16 protein-coding genes are annotated in these 16,335 nt (G+C 72.8%); 6 read left to right on the top strand and 10 right to left on the bottom strand.

What is annotated here, in order from left to right; genetic code table 11:
- The first annotated feature begins 238 nt into the window (after positions 1-238).
- Positions 239-1,039 carry an enoyl-CoA hydratase-related protein gene (locus M2266_RS23380; RefSeq protein WP_277439945.1) on the top strand — a complete coding sequence of 267 codons (801 nt, stop codon included), beginning with the start codon at positions 239-241 and terminating at the stop codon, positions 1,037-1,039.
- A gap of 396 nt (positions 1,040-1,435) precedes the next feature.
- On the opposite strand, the gene M2266_RS23375 is transcribed toward M2266_RS23380, so the two are convergent.
- Positions 1,436-2,041, bottom strand: a complete 606-nt coding sequence (locus M2266_RS23375) for a DNA-3-methyladenine glycosylase I (protein ID WP_277439944.1) — start codon at positions 2,039-2,041, stop codon at positions 1,436-1,438.
- The gene (locus M2266_RS23370) at positions 2,034-2,474 is read right to left on the bottom strand and encodes a cell division protein DivIVA (protein WP_277439943.1); all 441 of its coding nucleotides are present in this window, start codon (positions 2,472-2,474) and stop codon (positions 2,034-2,036) included. Before M2266_RS23370 ends, M2266_RS23375 begins: the two co-directional genes overlap by 8 nt.
- Positions 2,475-2,710: 236 nt before the next feature.
- On the opposite strand from M2266_RS23370, the gene folP reads away from it, so the two are divergent.
- Positions 2,711-3,571: a dihydropteroate synthase gene (gene folP, locus M2266_RS23365; protein WP_277439942.1), complete on the top strand. Its 861-nt coding sequence runs from the start codon at positions 2,711-2,713 to the stop codon at positions 3,569-3,571.
- A gap of 27 nt (positions 3,572-3,598) precedes the next feature.
- On the opposite strand, the gene M2266_RS23360 is transcribed toward folP, so the two are convergent.
- The 3 genes from M2266_RS23360 to dapE form a co-directional block, all read right to left on the bottom strand.
- A complete protein-coding gene (locus tag M2266_RS23360; protein ID WP_277439941.1) occupies positions 3,599-4,414 on the bottom strand; it encodes a TIGR00730 family Rossman fold protein in 816 nt (271 codons plus the stop codon).
- Between the two features lie 19 nt (positions 4,415-4,433).
- Positions 4,434-5,513, bottom strand: a complete 1,080-nt coding sequence (locus tag M2266_RS23355; RefSeq protein ID WP_277439940.1) for an alpha/beta hydrolase-fold protein — start codon at positions 5,511-5,513, stop codon at positions 4,434-4,436.
- A gap of 125 nt (positions 5,514-5,638) precedes the next feature.
- Entirely contained in the window at positions 5,639-6,709 is a 1,071-nt protein-coding gene (gene dapE / locus M2266_RS23350) for a succinyl-diaminopimelate desuccinylase (RefSeq protein WP_277439939.1), read from the bottom strand.
- 145 nt (positions 6,710-6,854) lie between these two features.
- On the opposite strand from dapE, the gene M2266_RS23345 reads away from it, so the two are divergent.
- Together M2266_RS23345 and M2266_RS23340 are read left to right on the top strand one after the other, a co-directional pair.
- Positions 6,855-7,796 carry a heavy metal transporter gene (locus M2266_RS23345; RefSeq protein WP_277439938.1) on the top strand — a complete coding sequence of 314 codons (942 nt, stop codon included), beginning with the start codon at positions 6,855-6,857 and terminating at the stop codon, positions 7,794-7,796.
- 273 nt (positions 7,797-8,069) lie between these two features.
- On the top strand, positions 8,070-8,522 hold the full coding sequence (locus M2266_RS23340; protein ID WP_277439937.1) for an ATP-binding protein: 453 nt from the start codon (positions 8,070-8,072) through the stop codon (positions 8,520-8,522).
- Positions 8,523-8,618: 96 nt separating this feature from the next.
- Here the strand turns inward: M2266_RS23340 and dapC are convergent, their stop codons facing one another.
- Both dapC and fdxA read right to left on the bottom strand, forming a co-directional pair.
- Complete coding sequence (gene dapC, locus M2266_RS23335) at positions 8,619-9,716, bottom strand: succinyldiaminopimelate transaminase (RefSeq protein WP_277439936.1); 1,098 nt, start codon at positions 9,714-9,716, stop codon at positions 8,619-8,621.
- 88 nt (positions 9,717-9,804) lie between these two features.
- Positions 9,805-10,131: a ferredoxin gene (fdxA, locus tag M2266_RS23330; protein ID WP_277439935.1), complete on the bottom strand. Its 327-nt coding sequence runs from the start codon at positions 10,129-10,131 to the stop codon at positions 9,805-9,807.
- Between the two features lie 114 nt (positions 10,132-10,245).
- Here fdxA and M2266_RS23325 point away from each other — a divergent pair, with 114 nt between their 5' ends.
- Both M2266_RS23325 and M2266_RS23320 read left to right on the top strand, forming a co-directional pair.
- Positions 10,246-11,205 (top strand): GNAT family N-acetyltransferase, encoded by a 960-nt coding sequence (locus M2266_RS23325; protein WP_277441320.1) that lies wholly within the window; start codon positions 10,246-10,248, stop codon positions 11,203-11,205.
- A complete protein-coding gene (locus M2266_RS23320; protein WP_277439934.1) occupies positions 11,202-12,026 on the top strand; it encodes a transglutaminase-like domain-containing protein in 825 nt (274 codons plus the stop codon). The genes M2266_RS23325 and M2266_RS23320 overlap by 4 nt, the downstream gene beginning before the upstream one ends.
- A 16-nt stretch (positions 12,027-12,042) precedes the next feature.
- Here the strand turns inward: M2266_RS23320 and M2266_RS23315 are convergent, their stop codons facing one another.
- From M2266_RS23315 to M2266_RS23305, 3 genes are all read right to left on the bottom strand, one after another.
- A complete protein-coding gene (locus tag M2266_RS23315) occupies positions 12,043-12,681 on the bottom strand; it encodes a response regulator transcription factor (protein WP_277439933.1) in 639 nt (212 codons plus the stop codon).
- 26 nt (positions 12,682-12,707) lie between these two features.
- On the bottom strand, positions 12,708-14,933 hold the full coding sequence (locus tag M2266_RS23310) for an MMPL family transporter (protein ID WP_277439932.1): 2,226 nt from the start codon (positions 14,931-14,933) through the stop codon (positions 12,708-12,710).
- Between the two features lie 147 nt (positions 14,934-15,080).
- Positions 15,081-16,277 carry a sensor histidine kinase gene (locus M2266_RS23305; RefSeq protein ID WP_277441319.1) on the bottom strand — a complete coding sequence of 399 codons (1,197 nt, stop codon included), beginning with the start codon at positions 16,275-16,277 and terminating at the stop codon, positions 15,081-15,083.
- Between the last annotated feature and the right edge of the window lie 58 nt (positions 16,278-16,335).

The following is a 16,335-nucleotide window of genomic DNA, read 5'->3' as shown; positions in this document are numbered from 1 at the left end:
TGGTTCTCGACCATTATCCCGCATGTCCCGACCCGATGACCAACATCGGTTCCCATCCGTTCGAGAAACCCCTCCCACAAAACCGGCCAATTCGGTGACGAGACCGCGATACACCGCCTCAGCACTCCCGTTCCGTGCCGCAATCGACCCGTTGAATGTTTGACGTACGTCACATGTCCGCCCGTCGCGATGTCCGGCATGCTGGCCAGGACCGGAGCCGTGACGAAGGGGATCATCCATGTCCGACAGCGTGCTGTACGAGGTGAGCGACGGGCTCGCGACCATCACCTTGAACCGTCCCGATGCCATGAACGCCCTGAACGTCGAGACCAAGGTGGCGCTCCGCGAGGCCGTTCGGGGCGCGGCGGCGGACCCCCAGGTCAGGGCGGTTCTGCTGACCGGGACCGGTCGCGCGTTCTGCGTCGGCCAGGACCTCAAGGAGCACGTAGGGCTGCTGATGGAGGACCGGAAGTCCGGCACCGGCGGCACGATGTCGACGGTCCGGGAGCACTACAACCCGATCGTCACCGCCCTCGCGACGATGCCGAAGCCGGTGGTCGCGGGCATCAACGGCGTCGCCGCGGGCGCCGGGGCGGGGCTGGCGTTCGCCTCGGACTACCGGGTGGTCGCCGACACCGCGAGTTTCAACACGTCCTTCGCCGGAGTGGCGCTGACCGCGGACTCGGGCGCGTCGTGGACCCTCCCCCGGCTGATCGGCCACGGCCGCGCCGCCGATCTGCTGCTCTTCCCCCGCAAGGTGACCGCTCAGGAGGCCCTGGAGCTCGGTATCGCCAACAAGGTGGTCCCGGCCGCCGAGCTGGCCGCGGAGGCCCTGAAGGTGGCACGGAGCCTCGCGGCGGGGCCGACGGTGGCCTACGCGGCGATCAAGGCGTCGCTGGCGTACGGGACGGACCACTCGCTCCTGGAGACCCTGGAGAAGGAGGACGAGCTCCAGACGGTCGCGGGCGCGTCCGAGGACCACCGGATCGCCGTGGAGGCATTCCTCAAGAAGGAGCCGCCGCGCTACCTGGGCCGCTGAGCCCCGACGAGCAAAGGGCCGCGCCAGGCGTTCCAGTGCTCTGGCCGGAGAGGTTCACCGGTTCGCGACGCCCGGCACGGCACTTCGCCGCGGTATCGGAGTCGTCCGAGTACGCCCGGTACGAGGACGACCCTCCGCCGTGCGCCACACCGCGCCGGACGCCGCCAACCAGGCAAACCCTTCCGCCCAGAGCACTAGGCCGTGTCTGACACATACCGGCGTCCGCCCGGAGGGCGGGGCCCGGGGCGTCTGGTGCATGCGATCCCAAGGCGGAGGGTCGCCCCTGTACTGGACGTACCGGGGCGGGCCCGACAACTGGGGGCCCCTCCCAGCGGTAGCTGGGGGAAAGCGCGCGTGCCAGGCGTCCCGGGCCAGGCGGGATGTGTCAGACACGGCCTAGGCGGCCGGAGGCGAGGGGGAGAAGACCCGCACGTGGCAGCCGGCCAGGTGGTCGTCGACAAGGCCGCAGGCCTGCATCATCGCGTAGGCGGTGGTCGGCCCGACGAACCGGAAGCCGTGCTTCTTGAGGTCCTTCGCCAGCGCCACCGACTCGGGCGTGGTCGCCGGCACGTCGTCGAGCGTGCGCGGCACCGGCCGGCCCGCCGGGTCCGGGGCGTGGGACCAGATCAGCTCGTCGAGGCCACCGGCGCCCAGCCCGGCGGCCACGTGGGCGTTGGCGAGGGAGGCGTCGATCTTGGCGCGGTTGCGGATGATGCCGGGGTCGGCGAGCAGCCGGGCCCGGTCCTCGTCGGTGAACTCCGCGACCGCTTTGATGGAGAAGCCCGCGAAGGCGGCGCGGAAGTTCTCGCGGCGGCGCAGGATCGTGATCCAGGAGAGCCCGGACTGGAACGCCTCCAGGCACAGCCGCTCGAACAGCGCGTCGTCGCCGCGCACCGGGCGGCCCCACTCGCCGTCGTGGTACTCCACGTACTCCGGCGCCGACAGCCCCCACGGGCAGCGGGCGAGACCGTCCTCGCCGGTGATCGCGGCGCGCTCACTCATGGGGGTGGTCCTCCGGCCGCTCCTTGTGCAGCGAGGGCGGGCCGTCCGGCGGCGAGGACGGCGGCGCCGGGCGCATGGGCGGCTGGTCCAGGACCGACAGCGACATCGGCGGGTCCAGCAGCGACGGCGTGGCCAGGGCGGTCGCCTGGGCGCCGGCCAGGGCCGCCTCCAGGTCCGCGATGCGCGCGTCCCGTTCGGCGAGCTCCGCCGCGAGGCGGTCGAGCACCTCGTCCGCGTCGAGCATCCGGTAGCCGCGCAGGGCCACCGGCAGCCGCAGCGCGTCGATGTCGGAGCGGACCAGCGGGCGGTCGGCGGGCAGCCGGTCGTCGATCCGGTCCGGATCCGCGTCGCGGAGCGTCCCGCCGTCGCCGAGTACGGCCAGTGCCACTGCGGCGACGACCGCGACCAGCGCGATGAGCATGAACCAGAACAAGACCGTCTCCCGGGGCCGCGCGATGTGTTGGCACGATGGTGCCATGCCCGGCTGACGCCGGGTCCGCCCGTGGGGGCCGGGGCCGGGCGTCGAAGGGGCGGCGTCCGCCCGCGGGGGGCACCCCGGCGGCACCCGACGCGGGCGCTCGCAGGGCGGCGGGTCGCCCCGGCGGACAGGTCCGCGGGGTTCCTACGGCTATCGTCGCCGGCAGACGATCTACAGGGAGGCACAGGCAGATGCTGCGGCTGGGCAGGCGGGAGTTCGGCGACGACGAGCTCCTCATCATGGCGATCGTGAACCGGACACCCGATTCGTTCTACGACCAGGGCGCCACGTTCACCGATGAACCGGCCCTGCTGCGCGTGGAGCGGGCGGTGTCCGAGGGCGCCGCGATCATCGACATCGGCGGGGTCAAGGCCGGCCCCGGCGAGGAGGTCTCGGCCGAGGAGGAGATCCGCCGCACAGTCGCCTTCGTCGCCGAGGTGCGCCGGCGGCACCCGGACGTCGTGATCAGCGTCGACACCTGGCGGCACGAGGTGGGCGAGGCGGTCTGCGCGGTGGGCGCCGACCTGCTGAACGACGCCTGGGGCGGCGTCGACCCGAAGCTGGCCGAGGTCGCGGCCCGCCACGACGTCGGGCTGGTCTGCACCCACGCGGGCGGCGCCGAGCCGCGCACGCGCCCGCACCGGGCGGGGTACGAGGACGTCATGGCGGACATCCTGCGAGTCACCGTGGGCCTCGCGGAGCGGGCCGTCGCCCTCGGGGTGCGACGCGACGCGGTCCTCATCGACCCCGGGCACGACTTCGGCAAGAACACCCGGCACTCGCTGGAGGCGACGCGGCGGCTCCCGGAGATGACGGCGACCGGGTGGCCGGTGCTGGTCTCGCTGTCCAACAAGGACTTCGTGGGCGAGACGCTGGACCGCCCGGTCAAGGAGCGCCTGGTCGGGACACTGGCGACCACCGCGGTCTCGGCCTGGCTCGGCGCCCGCGTGTACCGCGTCCACGAGGTCGCCGAGACCCGTCAGGTCCTCGACATGGTGGCCTCCATCGCGGGCCACCGCCCGCCCGCGGTGGCCCGCCGCGGGCTGGCGTAGCCGGCGGCGCTTCCGAAGACCCGGAACTCAGCCCTCGGTCTCCTTCGTCACCAGGGCCACGGCCTCGCCGATGTCGTCGGTCAGGTGGAACAGGTCGAGATCGGCCGCCGAGGCCTTGCCGCCCTCGATGAGAGTGCCGCGGACCCAGTCGACGAGGCCGCTCCAGTACGCGGTGCCGAACAGCACGATCGGGAAGCGGGTGACCTTCTTCGTCTGGACGAGGGTGATCGCCTCGAACAGCTCGTCCAGGGTGCCGAATCCGCCGGGGAGCACGACGAACCCGCGCGCGTACTTCACGAACATCGTCTTGCGGACGAAGAAGTAGCGGAAGTTCACGCCGATGTCGACGTACGGGTTGAGGCCCTGCTCGAAGGGCAGCTCGATGCCGAGCCCGACGGAGACCCCGCCCGCCTCGCCCGCGCCCCTGTTGGCGGCTTCCATCGCGCCGGGGCCGCCACCGGTGATCACCGCGAAGCCGGCCTCGGCCAGCGCCCGGCCGATCTCGATGCCCGCCGCGTACTCCACGGAGTCCACCGGTGTGCGGGCGGAGCCGAACACGCTGACGGCCGGGCCGAGTTCGGCCAGGGCGCCGAACCCCTCGACGAACTCGGACTGGATGCGCATGACCCGCCAGGGATCGCCGTGCACCCATTCCGCGGGGTCGCGGCTGTCCAGCAACCGCTGGTCGGTGGTGCCGGCCTGCACCTGGTCGCGCCGCCTGACCACCGGTCCGGTGTGCCGCTCCGGCCAGCTCTGTCCCGGCGTAGAAGAGTGCTCGGCCGCCTCGTTGGCCGCCGCTGCCGCCTCCTGCGCGCTTCCCGTGTCCCTGCGTGCGGTACTCATGCGAGCAGCGTACGACGCATCACGGCGCGTCCGGGCTGGCCAGCGGCACGGCGCGTGGCGCCTCCAGGTGGCTGCTCACCCAGGTGAGCGCCTCGGGGAACATCCGTCCCCACGTCTTCCAGTTGTGGCCACCGGTGTCCAGCAGCAGGGGGGTGACCGTCGTCGGTGCCTGGACCGCGTGCCCGAGCCATTCGGCGAACCGCGGCGGGCTCTCGGGGTCCTGGACGCTCGATCCCACCAGGAGGTCCACGTTCGGCTTGGTGTTGTGCGCCAGCCACAGCGGCGAACGGGGGCCCTCGGCGGGGTTGTCGGGGGCCAGCGCGGCGCCCGCCACGTACCGGCTGGGGTAGTCCAGGGCGAGCCGGGCGGCGCAGTAGCCGCCGGTCGATATGCCCATCACCGCCCACCCGCTGGGGGCGGGCAGCGTACGGAAGTTGTGCGCGACGACGTCCGGAACGTCCTGGCCGAGCCAGGTGCCGCCCTTGCCGCGGTTCGGCGCGTCGGTGCAGCCGGCCTTGGCGCCCTTCGGGGTGATCGTGGGCAGGACGAGGATGGCGGGCTCGGCCTTGCCCTCGGTTATCTGGCGCTCCATGATCTTGCCGAGCCGCATCGCGCGCAGGAAGCTGCGCGGACTGCCGGGCAGGCCGTGCAGCACCACGATCACCGGGAAACGGGTGTTCGCGTACTCCTTCTTGTCGTACTGCGGCGGCGTCCAGACCATGACGTCCCCCGACGCGCCGGACTTCGAGCCGTGCACGTCCGCCTTGCGGAACCCCTGCGCGTACGCGTCGAACTTCACCGTCAGCTGCGCCGGTCCCGGCGGCGGCGCCTTGTGCTTGGCGTTCGCGTTCAGGTTGCCGCCACCGCTGCCGCCGCCCAGCAGGTCGTCCCAGGAGGCGTAGAAGCCGTACTGGTTGTTCACCCCGGCCATGACCACGAAGACCGCCGTCAGCTGGCACACCACGATCATCCCGACGCGGGCGGGCAGCCGGATCAGCCGGGGGCCCGGCACGCGCCCCCAGAGCAGCACGGCGCCCGCCACGGCCGCGACGGCCGCGACGATGAGCACCACGAAGAACAGCGGACTGGTCAGTCCCATGGAACGGCCTTCTTCCCCCCGTACGATCGTTCATCCGATCACACCTCGGCGAGAACATCACGCTGATATCGGCCCCCACGGTTCCCGCCGTGCCCCCCGCCGTGCCCCCGGCGGCGTCCGGTCGGTCAGGCGGTGAGCCAGGCCCGCAGCCGCTCCTCGGCCTCCAGGACGGCGGCCACCGACACGTTCTCCTCGCGGGTGTGGGCCAGCTTGGGATTGCCGGGACCGTAGTTCACCGCCGGGATGCCGAGGGCGGAGAAACGGGCCACGTCGGTCCAGGACTCCTTGCCGAAGGGCTCCGTTCCGATGGCCGCGACGAACGCGGCGGCGGCCGGCTGGGAGAGCCCGGGCAGCGCGCCGGGCGCGCTGTCGGTGGGCACGACCTCGAACCCGTCGAAGACCTCGACGACGTGCGCGAGCGCCTCGGCCTCGGTCTGGTCGGGCGAGAACCGGTAGTTGACGATCACCGCGCACGTGTCGGGAATCACATTCCCGGCGTGCCCGCCCTCGATCATCACCGCGTTCAGGCCCTCGGGGTAGACCAGCCCGTCGATGACCACCCGGCGGGGCTCGTAGGCGGCCAGCCGGGCGAGGATCGGCGCGGCCTTGTGGATGGCGTTCTCACCCAGCCAGCTGCGCGCGGAGTGCGCCCGGCGGCCGGTGGTCTGCACCCTGACCCGCAGGGTGCCCTGGCAGCCGCCGTGCACCTGGGCGTCGGTGGGCTCCAGGAGCACCGCGAAGTCGCCGGCCAGCCACTCGGGGTGCTTCTCCACGAGCCGCTTGAGGCCGTTGAACTGGGCCGCGATCTCCTCGGCGTCGTAGAAGACGAAGGTGAGGTCGCGGTTGGGCTCGGGCAGGGTCGCGGCGAGGCGCAGCTGGACGGCGAGGCCGGACTTCATGTCGGTGGTGCCGCAGCCCCACAGCAGTCCGTCGGCGTCGAGCCGGGAGGGCAGGTTGTCCGCGATCGGCACGGTGTCCAGGTGGCCGGCGAGCACCACCCGCTCGGCGCGGCCGAGGTCGGTCCGCGCCACCACCGCGTCCCCGTCCCGGTCCACGGTCAGGTGCGGAAGCGCGCGCAGCGCCTCCTCCACGATGTCGGCCAGCGCCTTCTCGGCGAGGCTGACGGAGGGGATGTCCACGAGCTGCGCCGTGACGGCGGCGGCATCCTGGCTGAGGTCGAGCGGGCTTGCGGTCATGCCCCCGACCCTACCGGCGGCCCCCGACGGCGGCCCGCGAGGTGCGCGCGGCCGGCGGATACGCCCGGGTCGGCGGCCCGCGCCGGGCCCGCGCCCGGCGTAGACGTTCGAGGCTCCGGAGCGGTGTTTGGGTACGGTGGGCGTCATGTCCCAGCCATCGACGACCTCGGAACGGCGCCCCCGCCGGCACGGCCGCCGACTGCGGTTGGCCGTCGCCGCCCTCCTCCTGCTCGGGATCGCCGGGTACGGCGTCTACTACGTCGTCGAGAACCGCGCGCAGCGCGCCGGGTGCACCGTCCGGGCGGGCGGCGACACCCTGGACCTCGAACCGCAGCAGGCGGCGAACGCCTCGACGATCGCCGCGGTCGCGACGTCCAGGCGCCTGCCGGCGCGGGCGCTGACGATAGCGCTGGCCACCTCGATGCAGGAGTCGATGCTCCGCAATCTCGACCACGGCGACCGGGACTCGCTCGGCCTGTTCCAGCAGCGGCCCTCGCAGGGCTGGGGCACACCGCGTCAGATCATGGACCCGGTGCACGCCACGAACGCGTTCTTCGACGGGCTGGTGCAGATCGACGGCTACTCGCGGCTGCCGCTGACCGTGGCCGCCCAGCGGGTGCAGAAGAGCGGCTTCCCCCAGGCGTACGCGAAGCACGAGGCGGACGCGTCCCTGCTGACCTCGGCGCTGACCGGCCGGCAGCCCGGCGCGCTGAGCTGCACCCGGGGCTCGGGCGAGACCGTCGCGCCGGGCGATGCCGCGGAGGTGCGCAAGCAGCTGGCCCGCCAGTTCGGACCGCAGGTCGCCCCGCGCCCGGCGGAGGGCCGGGCCGGTGGCGGCACGGCGCGCGAGCGGACCGTCCAGGTGCCGTCGGCCCCTGCCGGAGGCTCGGCGGAGGGGGACCGGAAGCGCCGCGGCTGGGAGCTGGCGCAGTGGGCGGTCGCGCACTCCGCCGACCTGAAGGTCGAGAAGGTCTCGTTCCAGGACAAGCAGTGGCGGGCGGCGGATTCCGGCAAGGGCTGGCAGAAGTCCGACACCAGTGCGGCCGAGAGGGCCGACGGAGACGTGCGGATCACGGTCGCGCAATAGTGCGGCGCGTCACCCGCAGGGGCATGGCGGCCGTGCCAAACCCCGAAGCCGGGGAATTCCCTCGACTGGCCGCCAATTCCCTTGCGGCGCAAGCGGTGTGACGGTTCTTCAGCCATTCTCGAAGTGACCGGAATGGCCGCTTTTGCCGGAGCACTATTATGCGACGCATTGCCAACTCTTTACTTCGAACGACCGCAACCTTCCGGCTTCTGGAGCGGTAGTCAGCACGTCCGCCCAGCGGACGCGTCCCGTCCCCTCCGTAAAAGGAGCACCATGTCCCTCCCCCTTTCGCGTCGGATCGCCCGTGCCGCCCTCCTGATCGGTGCGGCCGCGGCTCCGTTGCTGGGCGCCGGCGCCGCTTCGGCCGCCGGGCTGCCGCAGACGGCTGACCTGGGTGGACTGACCAACCTCGACGGCGCGAGCCTCGGCACCGCCCTCGACGGCGCCTCCCACCAGGCCGGCGGCGCGGCCACCGCCGGCGGCAAGACCGTCGCCCCGGCCGCCCAGCAGGTCACGGGCGACGCCGCGGGCTCGGCCAGCGACCTCCTCGGCTCGACCACCAAGTCCGTGAGCGACGCGGGCCTGCCCGCCGCCGAGACCCTCCCGGTCTCCAGCCTCCCGGGCGGCCCCTCGCTCCCGTCGGCGAGCACCCTCCCGGTCAGCACCCTCCCGACGAACTCGCTGCCGACCAGCGGACTGCCGCTGAACGGCCTGCCGATCGGCTGAGCACGGCGCCGGCACGGAGAAGGGCCCCGGGGAGCGCGCGCTCCCCGGGGCCCTTCCCGCTGTCCGGGAATGTCCGGCCGGGACCGTCCGGCCGGCTCAGGCCAGCCGGCGTACCGCGGCGTCCACCCGCTCGTCGAGCGCGGTGAACGCGACCCGTACGAAGTGCGCGCCCGCCGGACCGTAGAACTCGCCGGGCGCGACCAGGATGCCCTGCTTGGCCAGGTCGCCGACGGTGTCCCAGCAGGACTCCCCGCGGGTGGCCCACAGATAGAGGCTGGCCTCGCTGTGCTCGATCCGGAACCCGGCGGCCTCGAAGGCGGTCCGCAGGACGGCCCGGCGCCGGGCGTAGCGCTCCTTCTGCACGACGGCGTGCTCGACATCGCCGAGCGCGGCGATCATCGCGGCCTGCACGGGCGCCGGGACGATCATGCCGGTGTGCTTGCGCACCCCCAGCAGCTCCTTGACGACGGCGGCGTCGCCCGCCAGGAACGCTCCCCGGTACCCGGCGAAGTTCGAGCGCTTGGAGAGCGAGTGGACGGCGATCAGCCCGTCGTGGCCGCCGCCGCACACGTCGGGGTGCAGGACGGAGACCGGCGCGGTGTCCCAGCCCAGCTCGATGTAGCACTCGTCGGAGACGACGAGGATGCCGTGCTCGCGCGCCCACGCCACGATGCGGCGCAGCTCGGTGGCGTCCAGCACCCGGCCCGTCGGGTTCGACGGCGTGTTGAGCCAGAGCAGCTTGACGCGCGCCGGGTCGAGGTCGGCGACGGGGTCGGCGTACGTCACCGGCTCGGCGCGGGCGACGAGCGCCCCGATCTCGTACGTCGGGTAGGCCAGCTCCGGGTAGGCGACCTGGTCGCCCTCGCGCAGCCCGAGCAGCGTCGGCAGCCAGCCCACCAGCTCCTTGGAGCCGATCAGCGGCAGTACGTTCGCCGGCTCGGCGCCCGCGATGCCGAGCCGGTCCCGCAGGTACGCGGCGATGGCGTCCCGCAGCGATCCGGTGCCGTACGTCAGCGGGTAGCCCGGGCTGTCAGCCGCGGCGGACAGCGCCCTGCGGATCACGGCCGGGACCGGGTCCACGGGGGTGCCCACCGACAGGTCGACGATGCCGTCGGCGTGTGCGGCGGCCGCGGCCTTGTACGGCTCTAGCCGGTCCCAGGGGAAGACGGGGAGACGGTCGGAGACTGGCGCCACGCTGGTGCTCACTTTCCTGGACTGGAGAACGACGGCGGTCCCGTACGGAACCCTCCCCGTACGGGACCGACGCGACGTGCGGTCTTGATCAGCCGGGCTGGTTCTGCGGAGGCAGCACGGCGATGAAGGGGTGGTCCCGCTCGATCAGGCCGAGCTTCGAGGCGCCACCGGGCGATCCGAGCTCGTCGAAGAACTCCACATTCGCCTTGTAGTAGTCCTTCCACTCCTCCGGGGTGTCGTCCTCGTAGAAGATGGCCTCGACCGGGCAGACCGGCTCACAGGCGCCGCAGTCGACGCATTCGTCCGGGTGGATGTACAAGGACCTGGAGCCCTCGTAGATGCAGTCGACCGGGCACTCTTCGATACACGCCTTGTCCTTGACGTCGACACAAGGCTGCGCGATGACGTAGGTCACGCTGTCGTTCCTCCTCGGTAGGGCTCATCTCGCGCGGGAGCGCGGCGTCGTCGATGCCCGCCCCTAGTATCTCCGTTCCTGGGCATGAGACGAACAAGAGGGGCACTGATGACTATGGATTTTGCCGCCACAGGACGGCTCGTGGTCCGCATCAGCCCTGCTGACGTGGGAAAACGCGTTTCGGTACGGCGGGTACTGGAGATCGCTGACGGGCAGCCTACGTTCAGCGACACCCTCGGTGTTCTCGCATCGTGGGATCACGGCGTGGTGTGCGTCACTCGCCGGGACGGCGAAACGGTCCGGATCGAGGAATCCGCGCTGGTCGCGGGCAAAGTGGTGCCCCCCGCTCCGGTTCGCCGCAGCGCGCGGGTGAGCGTGGCGGAGCTCCAGGAGACGGCCTCGCGGGCCTGGCCCGCGACGGAGCAGGAGCGGCTGGGCGAGTGGACGCTGAGGAGCGCCGGCGCCTTCACGCGACGCGCCAATTCCGTGCTCGCCTACGGTGATCCCCGGATACCGCTGGACGAGGCGCTGGAGTCCGTCGTGCGCTGGTACGGCGAACGCGGCACGACCCCGTACCTCCAGGTCCCCGACGACGCGCCGCTCGCCGCGGAGCTGGACCGGCGCGGCTGGCTCCGGGAGGCCGACACCCTGGTCCGCACCGCACCCCTCGCGCCCGTCGCGGAACTGCCCGGTGCGGACGCCGTCACCCTGGCCCGGAAGCCGGCGGACACCTGGCTCGCCTCGTACCACCGCACGGGTGACCTGGCGGAACAGGCGCTCGCCGTCGTGCTCGGCGGGCCCTCCGTCTGGTTCGCCACCACGCCCGGGGCGATCGGGCGCGGCGTGGTGGACGGCCGGTGGGCGCTGTTCGGCGCCGTCGAGGTCGAGCCGGCGTTCCGGCGGAAGGGGCTCGCCACCGCGGTGATGGCCGCGCTGGCCCGCCGGGCGGTCGAGGAGGGCGCGTCCTTCGCGTACCTCCAGGTCGAGGCGGACAACGACGCCGCGCGCGCGCTGTACGACCGGATGGGCTTCACCACCCACCACGGCTACCACTACCGCCGGCCGTCGCCGTGACGGGCCAGTGGCGTGAGCGCTTCGCCGAGGCGGCCCGCGAGGAGCGGCCCGACCTCGCGGAGCTGTGCCTGCTGATCGGCGCGGAGGCCGACCCGGACTTCGGTCAGAACGGCCTGGACGCGGCGCAGATCGAACTCGACCGGCTCGCCGGGATGCTGCCCTACGGCCTCGCGACGCCCGACGACTGGGCCCGCGCGCTCTCCGCGCTCCTCGGGGGCACCTGCGGCTTCGCCGGGCTGCCCGCCGACTACGGGCGGCTGGAGTCCTCGCTGCTGCACGAGGTGCTGCGGCGGCGGCGCGGCCTGCCGATCCTGCTGTCGGTGGTCTGGATCGAGGTCGGCCGGCGGGCCGGCGCGCCGGTCTACGGGGTGGCGCTGCCCGGCCACTTCGTCGTCGGGCTGGGCGATCCGGCCGGGCACTTCGTGCTCGCCGACCCGTTCCGCGGCGGCCGGGTGCTCACCTCCGACGACACGGAGCTGCTCGTCGCGGGTGCGACCGGCGCCCCGCCGACGCCGGGCATGCTGGTGCCCGCCGACCCGCTCGACATCGTGCTGCGGGTGCTGAACAACATCCGTGCCTGGGCGGCCGCCAGGCCCGAGGAGACCGGCGTGCAGCTGTGGGCCGTCGAACTGGCCCTGCTGCTCCCCCGGCACCCGGCCCGGCTGCGCTACGAACGCGCCCAGCTCCTCGTACGGCGGGGCGACTTCCTGCAGGGCGCGTCCGAGATGGAGGCCTACGCGGACATGCTGAAGGGGATCGATCCGCAGACCGCGGAGACCATTCAGCGGCAGGCCAGATCGGCGCGCGCCCAGCTGAACTGAGCCGCGCGGAAACGTTTCAGAGCCAGCCCTTCTCGCGGGCGATGCGCACCGCTTCGGCCCGGTTGCGGGCGCCCGTCTTCTGGATCGCCGTCGAGAGGTAGTTGCGGACCGTACCCTCGGAGAGCAGCAGGCTCCGCGCGACCTCCGCGTTCACCGAGCCGTCCGCCGCCGCCCGCAGCACGTCCCGCTCCCGGGCGGTCAGCGGGTCCGCGCCGTCGGCCAGCGCCGCCGCCGCGAGCGTCGGGTCGATGACGCGCTCCCCGCGCAGCACCCGCCGGACCGCGTCGGCCAGCTGGGACGCCGGGGCGTCCTTGACGAGGAACGCCTCGGCGCCGGACTCCATCGCGCGCCGCAGGTACCCGGGGCGGCCGAACGTCGTCACGATGACGATCCTGATGTCCGGCAGCGCCGCGCGCAGCCCCGCCGCCGCCTCGATCCCGGTCAGGCCGGGCATCTCGATGTCGAGCAGCGCCACGTCGGGCCGGTGCGCGCGGGCCGCCGCGAGCACCTCGTCGCCGCGCGCGACCTGGGCGACGACCTCGATGTCGTCCTCCAGGCCCAGCAGGGTGGCCAGCGCTTCCCGCACCATCGACTGGTCTTCGGCGAGGAGGACTCGTACGTTCCGCGCGGGGGGCTCGGCACTGGCCTGGGTCATACCGCCAGAGTAGGGCCGCGCCGCCGTCAGGCCGCCGTGCCCTCGGCGTTGACGTGCGGCAGAACCCGGTCGAGCCAGCGCGGCATCCACCAGGCGTGCCGGCCGAGCAGCGTCATGACCGCCGGCACCAGCAGGAGCCGGACGATGGTGGCGTCGATCAGCACGCTCACCGCCAGGCCCAGGCCCAGCATCTTGACCACGATGTTGTCACTGAGGATGAACGCGGCGAAGACGCTCACCATGATGAGGGCGGCGCAGGTGATCACCCGCGCGGTGATCTCCAGACCGTGCGCGACGCTGTTCTTGCTGTCCCCGGTGCGCTCCCAGGCCTCGTGCACCCGCGAGAGCAGGAACACCTCGTAGTCCATGCTGAGCCCGAAGATGATGGCGAACATCATCATCGGCACATAGCTCTCGATCGGGACGGTGCCGTTGACCCCGAGCGAGGGGCCGCCCCAGCCCCACTGGAAGACCGCGACCACCACCCCGTACGAGGCGGCGATCGACAGCAGGTTGAGCACGGCCGCCTTGAGTGCCACCAGCAGACCGCGGAACACGGCCAGGATGATGAGGAAGGCCAGTCCCACCACCACCGCGATGATCAGTGGCAGCCGCGCGGAGATGAGGTCCAGGAAGTCCACCTGGGCGGCGGTCGTCCCGGTCAGATAGGTGCGGGCGGCGGTGCCCGACACCGCCTGCGGCAGGACGTCGTCCTCGAGATGGTTGGTCAGATTCGTGGTGCCCGCGTCCTGCGGAGCGACCTCGGAGATGGCGGTGGAGATCAGCACCTGCCCGTTGTCGGTGGGCTGCGGCGGGCTGATGCTCGCCGCACCGGGCACGCCGGTGAGTGCCTTCTGCAGCGAGGTAGCCAGCGCGTCCCGGTCGGCGGACGGTACGTCGCTCTGGTCGACGACGATGGTCAGCGGGCCGTTGGCACCGGGCCCGAACCCCTCACTGATCAGGTCGAACGCCCGCCGGTCGGTGAAGCTGGTCGGATCGGCGCCGTCATCGATGTGGCCGAGCCGGATCGAGAACAGCGGGATCGCCAGGACCGCGATCACCACCACCCCGCCGAGCAGGAACCACCAGGGGCGCCGCTCCACCCGCTTGGCGTACCGGTGCCAGCCGCCGTGCGCCTCGCCGCCCGGGCCCTCGGTACCCTCCGCCACGGGCTTGTGGACGGTGAAGCGGTCGATCCGGCGGCCGATCAGTCCGAGCAGCGCCGGGACCAGGGTGAGCGCGCCGAGCACCGCCGTGACCACGGTGACGCCCGCCGCCACACCCAGCTTGCCGATGAAGCTGACCCGCGACACGTACAGGCCGAGCAGCGCGACGACCACGGTGCAGCCGGAGACCAGGACCGCCCGGCCGCTGGTGGCCACGGCCCGGCCCGCCGCGACCGGCGGATCGTCGCCGTCCATCAGCAGCTGCCGGTATCGGGTGATCAGGAACAGCGCGTAGTCGATGCCCACGCCGAGCCCGATCATCGTGGCCAGGGTCGGCGAGACGCTCGCGAAGGTGGAGGCCGCCGCCAGCAGGCTCAGGCAGCTCAGTCCGACGATCACCGCGATCAGCGCGCTGACGAGCGGCAGACCGGCGGCGATGGCACTCCCGAAGCCCACCAGCAGGACGACCACCGCGACGGCGAACCCGATGGCCTCGCTGGTGAAGTCCTTGGTGTCGGGCCGGGCGGCCTCGCCGAGGGGTCCGCCGTACTCGACGTCGATGCCCGCGGACCGCAGCGGGGCGACCGCGCCGTCGACGTTTTCGACGAGGGACTCCCCCAGCGACGTGGGGTTCTTGTCGAAGCGGACGGTGATGTAGCCGATCGTGCCGTCCTCGGAGATCGCACCGGTCGGCGGTGCGGACGAGGCCGAGAACGGGCTCACCACCGACGTCACGTGCGGGACCTTCTGGAGAGCGGCGACGGTCTGGTTGATCTCGTCCGTGACGACGGCCAGCTGGCCCTTCGAGTCGTGCATGACCACCTGGCCGGCGGTGCCGCTGGAGGACGGGGCGTTCTCCCGGAGCACCTGCTGGCCGGTGTTCGACTGGGTGCCGGGCAGGTTGAAGTCGTCCGAGTAGGTGCCGCCGAAGGTGTTCTGCAGGACGTGCAGCCCGGCCAGGGCGACCAGCCAGACGATGATGACCACGACGAAGCGCCGGGCGCACCATTCACCGAGCCTGCGCAGCGCTCCCGCTCGGGCGGAGCCGGGCCCCGGGCCGGTGCTCGTGGCACGTGGTGAAGCCATGCGTTCTCCCTGGAGCCCTGGGACACGAACGGCGATCGGCGGACCGGCGCCGGCCGATGCGGCGTTCGGCTGGAGATAGGTTGCCGACGGAGCCCCGGAGGAAACCGGCATACGGCCGAACGGGGCACCCCGGCGCCGCGTACCGGGTCAGCCGAGGGGCGGGACCGTGACCGCGGGGGTGCGGCGCGGCACGCTCGCGCTGAGCGTGAAGCCGGTGGGGGCGGCCGGGCCGGTGGACAGGCTCCCGCCGGCGAGCAGCAGGCGCTCCTCGAGACCGCTCAGGCCGTTGCCGGGGCTCCCGGGGCCGTCTGCCGACCCGTGGCCGTTGTCCGTGACGGTGAGGACGAACGTGCCGGCGCAGCCGCCGTCGGACCGCTCGACGAGTGTGATCACGCAGCGGGTCGCGCCGCTGTGCCGGATGACGTTGGTGATCGCTTCGCGCAATGCCCAGGCCAGCGCGCCCTCGGTGTCGGGTGCGAGCGACGGCGGGGCCGAGCCGTCGGCCCGCGCTCCCGCGGTGGGCGGCAGCTCCACGGGGAGCTCGGCGGCGATCCCGGCGGCGGCCAGCGCGATGCGGGCGCCGGCCAGTTCGGTGGCCAGGGTGGGACGGCGGTAGCCGCTCACCGCCTCCCGGACGTCGACGAGCGCCTGCCGGCTCACCTTCTCGATGTCGGCGACCTGCTGCGCGGCGTCCTCCGGCCGGCCCGGCAGCATCCGGCCGGCCAGCTCGCTCTTGAGCGTGATCAGGGACAGCGAGTGCCCGAGCAGATCGTGCAGGTCGCGGGCGAGCCGCAGCCGTTCCTCGGTCGCGGCCAGCTGCGCCACGGTCTCCCGCGCCTCCCGCAGCGCGCGCATCGTCTGGACGAGGTGCCTGATGCCCACCATCGCGAACCCGCCGAGCAGGCAGGGGATCAGCAGCGCGGGGTAGAGGTCCCCCGCGGTGTCGACGAAGGAGCCGACGAGGGCGAGCGCCCCCGTGGCGGCCGGGATCGACCAGCGGGACCACGTCGGCGGCAGCACCGCCCCGCACACCACGGACACGTAGACGAAGAGCACCAGCCAGGGCTCGCCCAGGGTGGCCGAGGTGGCCAGCGCCAGGACGGCGAGGGCGCACAGCACCCAGTGGACCCAGCGCTCCTGCTCCTCGGTGTTGGTGCGCAGGAAGACCAGTGCCAGATAGGCGACCACGAAGGCCGCCAGGCCCAGCGAGGCCGGCACGACCACGACGGGGCCGTGGCCGCCGTGCACCAGATCGTCCAGCGGAGCGCCCAGGTAGAGCATCCAGATGGAGATCCACAGCAGCTTGACCACCGCCTGCCGGCGGTTCTCGGGCACGCGGCCCATGGAGGTGGAGTCGGCGGCCTCCAGCTCCTCGCGCCACGCGCCACGGGCGCCGTCTGCG

Origin of the sequence: Streptomyces sp. SPB162 (genome assembly GCF_029504575.1) — a bacterium.
Lineage (GTDB): Bacteria > Actinomycetota > Actinomycetes > Streptomycetales > Streptomycetaceae > Actinacidiphila.
This window is presented reverse-complemented; position numbering and strand designations above follow the sequence as displayed.